Origin of the sequence: Teichococcus deserti, assembly GCF_001982615.1 — a bacterium.
Classification (GTDB): Bacteria; Pseudomonadota; Alphaproteobacteria; order Acetobacterales; family Acetobacteraceae; genus Pseudoroseomonas; species Pseudoroseomonas deserti.
The window spans coordinates 1-1,518 of the sequence record NZ_MLCO01000434.1 but is presented as its reverse complement, the minus strand read 5'-3'; the positions used below and the strand labels follow the sequence as shown (position 1 = coordinate 1,518).

Sequence of the window (1,518 nt, the reverse complement as noted above, 5' to 3'; positions counted from 1 at the left end):
CCTGGAAGACCAGCACGGCGCCGATCACCGCGCCGGCCTTGTCGCGGATCGGGGCGGCCGAATCCTGGATGTCGACGCGGCGCGGCGGCTCGTCCCGCGCCTCGCCCAGCTGCCCCAGCATGGCCTGCTGCTGCAGGTGGAAGACCCGCTGCTCGGCCAGCGCCTGGCGGACGGGATTGTCCAGCGGCAGCGCCGTCTGCGGGTCGACGATGTCGAAGACGGTCTCGATCGGGCGGCCCAGCGCCTGGTCCAGCCGCCAGCCGGTCATCGCCTCGGCGACCGGGTTGAGAAAGGTGACGAAGCCCTGGGCGTCGGTGGTGATCACCCCGTCGCCGATCGAGCCCAGCGTCACCTGCAGCCGGTCGCGCTCCTCGTGCAGCGCCGCCTCGGCCCGCTTCAGCCGGTCGATATCCTGGATCTGCGAGATGAAATGCTGCGGCTTGCCGGCCGCGTCACGCGCCAGCGCGACGCTGAGCATGCCCCAGACCAGCGTGCCGTCGCGCCGGCGGTAGCGCTTCTCCATCCGGTAGCTGTCGATCCGCCCGGCCAGCAGCGCCTCGACCTGGGTCAGGTCGGCATCCAGATCCTCGCCATGGGTGAGCGACTGGAAGGTCAGGCCGGTCAGCTCCTCCCGGGTATAGCCCAGCAGGTCGCAGACGGCGCGGTTCACCTCCAGCCAGGCACCGTCCAGCCCGACCAGCGCCATGCCCACCGTCGAATGCCGCATGATGCTGGCCAGCTGCGCTTCGCTCTGGCGCAGCGCCGCCTCGCGCGCCCGGCTGGCGGTGACGTCGCGCAGCGTCAGGCCGAGGCCCAGCACCGATCCCTCTGCGTCGCGCAGCAGGCTGAGGCCGATGGCGCAGAGCCGCGTCGCCCCGTCGCGCCGGCGCAGCCAGAACTCGCCGCGGGCCTGGCCGGCCTCGCCCAGCGCCTGACGCAGCAGCCGCTCGGGCGCCGCCTCGGGCGGGAAGCAGGCGGCGAAGGGGCGGCCCAGCATCTCCTCGGCCGGCCAGCCCAGCAGCAGCACGGCGCCGGCATTCCAGCTCAGCACCCGGCCCTGCGGGTCGAGCAGCGCGATGCCCTCGTCCTGCACCACGTCCAGGAGCTGCGTCAGCGCGGCGGGCGCGCGGCCCTGGCTGGGATACCGTCCGGGCCGGGCCTGGTCGGCGGCTGTCATTCCATGCCCCTTCATCGTCTCCGCGCGGGGCCGCCGGGACCGGCCCCGGCAGCCTCCAAGGGGAGTCTCCGGGACGACGGGCGCCGGCTGCGGTCCTGCGCCCCGGCTGCCGGCGGCGGGCGGGGCGCGCGCCCGTCGCCCGGGGCCCCCGCGGATCATGCGAGAAAAGCGCCGGCGACGGGCAAAGGGTTTCCGGCACCTGCCGGTCAACACCTGCGGCATAGTCCCAGATTGGGCCCCGCGCTTCAAGCGCGGCCCGGGACAGGCACCGTCAGCGGCGAGGGACCGGTCCAGGATCCGCGGCGCGCGGCATCGCGTGGCGGTCGGGCGCGGCGGCCCGG

The 1,518-nt window shown here is 74.6% G+C and carries 1 protein-coding gene; it reads right to left on the bottom strand.

Translation table 11 applies throughout. The annotated features are described in order from the left end of the window. Positions 1–1,177: PAS domain S-box protein (locus BKE38_RS28560; protein WP_165694313.1), on the bottom strand; the 1,177-nt coding region annotated here is incomplete at its 3' end. Positions 1,178–1,518 lie beyond the last annotated feature (341 nt).